At 39.0% G+C, this 6,931-nt stretch carries 7 protein-coding genes; 1 reads left to right on the forward strand and 6 read right to left on the reverse strand.

What is annotated here, in order from left to right; all coding sequences use genetic code 11:
* Both SCSH_RS00535 and SCSH_RS00545 read right to left on the reverse strand, forming a co-directional pair.
* Positions 1-215: aromatic acid exporter family protein (locus SCSH_RS00535; RefSeq protein WP_238581352.1), on the reverse strand; the 215-nt coding region annotated here is incomplete at its 3' end.
* A gap of 234 nt (positions 216-449) precedes the next feature.
* Positions 450-1,106 (reverse strand): NAD(P)-dependent oxidoreductase, encoded by a 657-nt coding sequence (locus SCSH_RS00545; RefSeq protein WP_057489959.1) that lies wholly within the window; start codon positions 1,104-1,106, stop codon positions 450-452.
* A gap of 321 nt (positions 1,107-1,427) precedes the next feature.
* On the opposite strand from SCSH_RS00545, the gene SCSH_RS00550 reads away from it, so the two are divergent.
* The gene (locus SCSH_RS00550; protein WP_057489960.1) at positions 1,428-1,754 is read left to right on the forward strand and encodes a MerR family transcriptional regulator; all 327 of its coding nucleotides are present in this window, start codon (positions 1,428-1,430) and stop codon (positions 1,752-1,754) included.
* Between the two features lie 772 nt (positions 1,755-2,526).
* Here the strand turns inward: SCSH_RS00550 and SCSH_RS00555 are convergent.
* The 4 genes from SCSH_RS00555 to SCSH_RS00570 form a co-directional block, all read right to left on the reverse strand.
* Entirely contained in the window at positions 2,527-3,723 is a 1,197-nt protein-coding gene (locus SCSH_RS00555; protein ID WP_057489961.1) for a phosphoglycerate kinase, read from the reverse strand.
* Between the two features lie 214 nt (positions 3,724-3,937).
* Positions 3,938-4,780 (reverse strand): aldo/keto reductase, encoded by an 843-nt coding sequence (locus tag SCSH_RS00560; RefSeq protein WP_057489962.1) that lies wholly within the window; start codon positions 4,778-4,780, stop codon positions 3,938-3,940.
* A gap of 14 nt (positions 4,781-4,794) precedes the next feature.
* Positions 4,795-5,991: an iron-containing alcohol dehydrogenase gene (locus SCSH_RS00565; protein WP_057489963.1), complete on the reverse strand. Its 1,197-nt coding sequence runs from the start codon at positions 5,989-5,991 to the stop codon at positions 4,795-4,797.
* Positions 5,992-6,004: 13 nt separating this feature from the next.
* Positions 6,005-6,718, reverse strand: coding sequence for a GntR family transcriptional regulator (locus SCSH_RS00570; protein WP_057489964.1), 714 nt, complete (start codon positions 6,716-6,718; stop codon positions 6,005-6,007).
* Positions 6,719-6,931: the final 213 nt, after the last annotated feature.

Below are 6,931 nucleotides of genomic sequence, written 5' to 3' on the forward strand. Positions count from 1 at the left end.
CCGCCAATACTATTGCCAACTATGCGTGATGCCCCAAAATGAACACTTTTATCGAAGTCTTCACGCAAACTAAAAACAGCCGTCAAAGCACCAATCTGAAGACCCTTCCAGTCAAGTATTCCAAAAAGCAAGAGTACTAAAAAAACGGCTAGCCCCGACTTAAATGTTCGCATACCCAAGGTAAATTTTTTAGGATCAAAATGATATTTCTTCATATTTAAATTGTAACATGTTTTTCAAGGAAAAGGGACTGTAAAATAATAAGCAGCCTACTGTGAATACTAGCTATCTCCAGCAAGATCGCTCCTGCATGAAAAAATCTTTGCTGGCAGCTGCACCATTTAGCTAAGTCTGCAAATCCAATCACGAAGCGCTCCAATTTAGCTTTAAGCAACAAAAAGATAGTACTATTAAAAAGGGAGTGAGAAAAGCCCCAACCAAACATCATGTTATTCCTGACCAGCAATTAAATAAACACCCTGCCACTTTTCCATTACAGCATCCGCTACAGCGAGCGCAAAATCACTATAGGAGACCGTTTGGTTAATAAAAAAATCTTCCTCCTGCGTTGAACGATACTTTTGATAGCCCCTTTTCTTCCCATCAACAATATAAGCAGGCGGTGGAATTAAATAAGCCCAAGGATCTTTAAAAGACCTTTCTTCTAAGTAATCTCGTAGTTTGGCATGAGCAATTCCTCTAGGTAGCGTTTGCTTTGGAAAATGACGATCCTCCCAGAAACGCTGTCCCTTGCTCAATCTTAGCGAACCAGCACCTCCCACTGTAACAATTTGAACTTTTTTTGATGGATTGATTGCTTGACGAATGTTTTTATCCAATTGTATCAAAGCTTCTTCTGAGATATCTTCTCGTAATCGAATTGCCTGAACAATAACATCACAATCTATCAGTGATTTCTGCATATTTTTGACATCATTAATGTCTATAAGAGCCGTTTCCACAGGCTGCTTTAGTACAGGCAATCTTTCTCTGTCCTCCTGTTTTCTTAAAGCAGCAATAATTTGTACAGATTCATATTTGGATAATTCCTTTATTACTAAACTTCCAGTTCTGCCAGTTGCTCCTAAAATAAGTATCTTTTTCATATTAATTTTCTCCCTTTATCTTTAATAACCAGACTCAGCAGCAATACCAAGGTCAAAATTAGAAAAGTCACTTGCGCTCCTCCATTGGCCAAACACCTGTAATCGAACCAAAGCTAGCATCTAAAAACAGTTTATCTGTTTTGATTTTACTTATTTTCATAAGCTTATCATCTTTTGTATATTTTTCGCAATAATTGTAGATTATCTACGATAATTATAGAATATATCCGATAAATAATCAAGAAAAATTGTCGATTTCATTTTATTATTATAAAATGAGTGTAGACATTCATTTATAAATACAAAAGGATCGAAATTATTATGAAGCAAAATTTTGAAGATTACTCTGCTCTCTTGGATGTAGAACTTTTGAAAAAACTCGTTGTCGGAATTGGGGAGGTTTCTAAAATAACTGGTATTCCAATTAGAAAAATTCGCTACTGGGAAGAAAAAGGCATCATTCACTCCCAAAATGGTAAGGAAGGCACAACCAGAAGATATGACTATATGAATATAAAAAAAATACTCTTAATTCAAGAAATGCTGGAGGAAGGGTATACTCTAGATGCTGCAGTTGAAAAAGTTGAAAAACGTTTAGTGACTTTGAATGATATGTTCAAAAATTTATCCAACCATTTGGAGGATTAATAAGGCCATTCTAAAAAGTATGGTATCTCAATTGTACGAGGAGTGGGAAGTCGAACTCTTTTGTTATTTGTTGTTTTTTTCCCACTCCCATTTTTTATAATATCTGGATGTAATAGTTGGTAAGACAGGTCCAGCAAACTGCTTCATAGCAATCAGCAAAACTAAAGACTTCTTGAAAGTCAATGACTAGGACATCGCGCTTTTTATATATCTACCTTTCAGATTAGTCTCTTCCTGTGAATGATTGTCCAGCAATCATATGTGTCTGTGCTACTTTCTTTGGTTTCAATGGTAAACAAAAAGGTCCACTGGACCTTTCAGGTTGTAGACAAACTCTATAGTTAGCATTTCACAAGCACACACATCTTAGGATAATATCAATTCACAATCTATAAGAAAAATAGACGAATTGAACAAGCCTAGCCCAGATACTTTCCGCTGTAGCAAAAACGCCAGAAATGAGTGATTTCTGGCGTTCGGAGATTTTGAGACTTGGGCTCAAAATCTAGGTATGAAATTCCAAAGGAAGTTGCTACCGTCCGCGCTACCTAAGGAAAGTATCATAACACAATCGTTCTTTTGATAAAAATTGACTTTTTCTTCAGTCTGAAAGGTCCACTGGACCTTTTTCTATTATTCCTCAGTCAAAGCTGTAAATCCTGAAAGAACTTTTCCTTTACCTAGGCTGATTTTCTATACTCACTACGTTTCATAGAATCTAGCCTATGCACTAGAAAAGAGTTGTTTTCACAACTCTTTTCGTCGCAAGTAATTATTTATCTGTCAATGCAGCCAAGCCTGGTAATACTTTACCTTCTAGTAATTCCATAGATGCACCACCGCCTGTTGAAATCCATGAGAATTTATCAGCACGGCCAAGGTTGATAGCTGCAGCAGCTGAATCACCGCCACCGATGATTGATTTAACACCTGGTTGTTTCACGATAGCATCCATAACTCCGATTGTACCAGCTTGGAAGTCTGGGTTTTCAAAGACACCCATTGGACCATTCCAGACAACTGTTTTCGCACCAGTCAATTCTTCATCAAATTTAGCGATTGATTTAGGACCGATATCAAGACCAAGGAAGCCAGAATCTACAGCTTCACCTTCGGTATCTTTAACTTCAGTGTAGTCAGCAAATGCGTTTGCTTCTTTTGAATCAACTGGCAAAATTAATTTACCATCTGCTTTAGCTAAAAGATCTTTGGCAATATCAAGTTTATCTTCTTCAACAAGTGAATCACCAATTTCGATACCTTGAGCCTTAAGGAAAGTATAAGTCATACCGCCGCCGATAAGGACCTTATCAGCTTTTTTCAGTAAGTTTTCGATAACACCAATCTTATCTGAAACTTTTGAACCACCAAGGATAGCTACGAATGGACGCTCTGGAGTTTCAACAGCTTCTTGGATGTAAGCAATTTCGTTTTCAAGAAGGAATCCAGCAACTGCTTTTTCAACGTTTGCCGAGATGCCTACGTTTGAAGCATGAGCACGGTGAGCTGTACCAAAAGCATCGTTTACAAAGATACCATCGCCAAGGCTTGCCCAGTATTTACCAAGTTCAGGGTCATTTTTAGATTCTTTCTTACCATCAACATCTTCAAAACGAGTGTTTTCAACTAAGAGAACTTGACCATCTTCAAGAGCATCAATAGCTGCTTCAAGTTTTTCACCGCGTGTAACGCCTGGGAAAACAACTTCCTGACCAAGTTTTTTAGCTAAATCTGCAGCTACAGGAGCAAGTGATTTACCTTCTTTATCTGCTTCTTCTTTCACACGTCCAAGGTGAGAGAAGAGAACTGCACGGCCACCATGTTCGATGATGTATTTGATAGTTGGAAGAGCCGCAGTAATACGGTTATCATTTGTAATAACGCCATCTTTTACAGGAACATTAAAGTCAACACGAACGAGAACTTTCTTCCCCTTCAAATCAACGTCTTTAACAGTCAATTTTGCCATGAATATAGACTCCTTAAAATTTTTTGTACATGCTAATTATATCACAAATTTTTCCAAAGTGAAATCCGTAAAACCGTTTCATTTCCTAATTTACAAATAAAATATCAATAGCGCAGCCAAAAACTAGCAAACAAAAAGAGTAAGAACATAAAACGTGTAACGATATGCCTTACTCTTTTATTTACAAACAGCTATTCTATTGCAGCTGATGCAATTAGAAATCAACTTGATCAGGATTTTGCTGGGTTTTGATCCCTTCAATCTTATCTAATGTGCTAATATCCTCTTCGTCCAAATTAAAATCAAAGATATGAAGATTCGCCTCAATATTTTTAGGAGTTACTGATTTTGGCAAAGGTAAGAAACCTTTTTGCAGCGACCAGCGCAAGGCTACTTGCGCGGCTGATTTATCATATTTATCAGCAATTTCTTCAACCACAGGATTACCAAAAATTGTTCCGGTTCCAAGCGGGCTGTATGCTTCCAAAAGAATATCATTATCTCGGCAAAAAGCAACTAATTCTTCCTGAACACAGCCTGGTGCTAAAAGAATTTGATTGACATGCGGTTTAACCTCAGCCGTTTTAAACAGTGCTTCTAAGTGATGAATCATAAAATTAGAAACACCGATGGCACGAACTTTTCCTGCCTTATAAGCTTCTTCCATAGCTTTCCAGGCACCAGCATTGCCAGCTTTCCAAGCATCATTCTCCCGCAAAGCTTTAGGATTAGGCCAGTGAATCAAAAGAAGATCTAAGTAATCAACACCAAGTTTTTCAAGTGACTCTTCAATAGATGCTTTAGCCAGTTCATAATCATGTTTGTCATTCCAAACCTTTGTTGTCAGAAAAATATCGGAACGCGCCAAACCACTGTCTACGATTGCTTTTCCGACACTGACTTCATTGCCGTAAGCTTGTGCGGTATCTACATGGCGGTATCCCACTTTAAGGGCATGGCGAACACTGTTATAAGCCTCATTCCCCTCAGGAATCTGCCAAGTTCCAAAGCCAATCTTTGGAATTTCTACACCGTTATTTAAAGTATAAACTTCCATATTGCTTCTCCCTTTTAAAAAGTTTCCATCGGATTGTAGGATGCTTTAATAATTTCTTTCACATCATCTACTGTCAAATTAACAAAACGATCGTTGGACAGACCACCGTGCTTAACAGCCTGTTCACTCATTTCTGAGACTAAATCCTGATTTTCAATGCCCACTTCCGGCAAGGTCATCGGTATTTCAAGCTGCTCTTTGAAGAAATCATAAGTCTTTTGAACCGCCTGTCTAGCTAATTCTTCATCTGTTCCCTGATTTAGTCCCCAGACATTGCGGGCATAGGCTGCAAATTTTGCGTGTGTTGTGCTGTCTTTATCAAGACAAAATGTCATCCAGCGCGGTGTCAAAATAGCAAGTCCGATACCATGCGTAATGTCATAATAGGCCGATAATTCGTGTTCTATCGGATGGCAACTCCAGCCGCCAGAACGACCTTGTCCGACTAAGCCATTAAGTGCCAGCGTCGAACTCCAAAACAGATTTGCTCGTGCATCATAGTTTTCCGGCTCCCGAATAGCAATCGGTGCATACTTAATGATTGTTTTCAGCAGCCCTTCTGCAATGCTGTCTTGAACATCAACAGCTTCAGTACGGTTAAAATACTGTTCAAATAGATGACTCATCATATCTGCCGCACCAGCAGCTGTCTGCCATTTAGACACAGTATAGGTCAAGGTGGGATCTAAAAATGACGCCTTGGGAATTAATTCCCAGCCGCTCGTTCCTAATTTTTCATTTGTCTCAGGATTTGAAATGACAGCATTGCGATTCATCTCGGTACCAGTCGCAGCCAAGGTTAAAATATCGACAATAGGCACAGCCCTGCCAACCTTGCTCCTGTCTAAAACTAAGTCCCAGACATCGCCATCATAATAAACACCAGCGGCGATTACTTTGCTGGCGTCAACAACAGAACCGCCCCCGACAGCCAAGATAGCATCCAGCTGATTTTCCCGGATTAAACGAACACCCTGACGGACAGAATCAATTTTAGGATTGGGTGCTATTCCAGATAACTCTACAAAGCTAAAACCATTGTCTTTTAAAAGCGCAACAACTTTATCATAGAGGCCCGATTTTTTAATAGAACCACCCCCGTAAGCCAGCAAAATACGTTTACCGTAAGGGGAAAGTACCTCAGGCAGCTCCTCTAATCGATCTTTTCCGAAACGAATATCAGTCGGAATGTGTAAGCGAAAATTTTCCATTGTTCACTCCTTTCTACTGGTTAAACATAACCGTTTCAAAGTCAAAAACATCAGGAAGGTGATGGGATATGGAATACTCAAACACTCGGCAATTGTCCAGACTGCCGACTTGCTCGATTTCCATTAAAAAGTCAGTTTCTGCAAGATTCATCTCTACCTGCTCCAGTTTAGTGGGGCGTACACCTGAAACTTTTACGAAAGCACTGTGTACCTTACGCTTTAGCTCCTTAGTGATATATTCGTAAATAGATCGTTCAAGATGCTGCCGTTTCAAACCTGGAATGACCGTAATCGGCATAAAAGTATACTCAATGATAATCGGCCGTCCTTCCAAAATACGTAAACGGATAATCTCATAGACAAAATCATCTTCTGTTAAGGACAGCTTTTCAGCCACAGCCGAAGAAGGGTGCGTCACTTCAAACTTTAAAATCCGTGAAGCCACCTTATTCTGATAGTCATAATAAGTCCCCTTCAAGGAATAGAGATGCGGAAGCTGTTCTACCTTCCAATCTCTGACGAGTGTCCCGTCTCCCCTGCGCCGAATAATATAACCCTCAGCTACAAGCAAATCCAAAGCTCTTTTTAAAGTCATTAAACTGACTCCGTAGGTCTTCGCCAGACTAGTACCATCGGGCAAATACTCATGGACAGGATAAGTCCCATCTTGAATTTTTGACCGGATGTCATGGCAGATACTGAGATATTTAGGTCTTATCTTTCCTATAAAATCACCTCCCCTTCATCTATGAAATGGCTTTCTTTTATTATAGCACCGGTTTTTCTAAAAGTCTATAATTTTAAAATAATATATATAGCTTTTTAATTTTTTTAAAACAAGAAAAAAGAAGGCCGAAGCCTTCTTTAGACTGTAGACAAATCTCCATTTGCCTACCTTGATCAGCAAAAAAGTCTGCAGACTACCATATAAATTTCCACG

It is taken from the genome of Streptococcus orisasini (genome assembly GCF_001431045.1).
Lineage (GTDB): Bacteria > Bacillota > Bacilli > Lactobacillales > Streptococcaceae > Streptococcus > Streptococcus orisasini.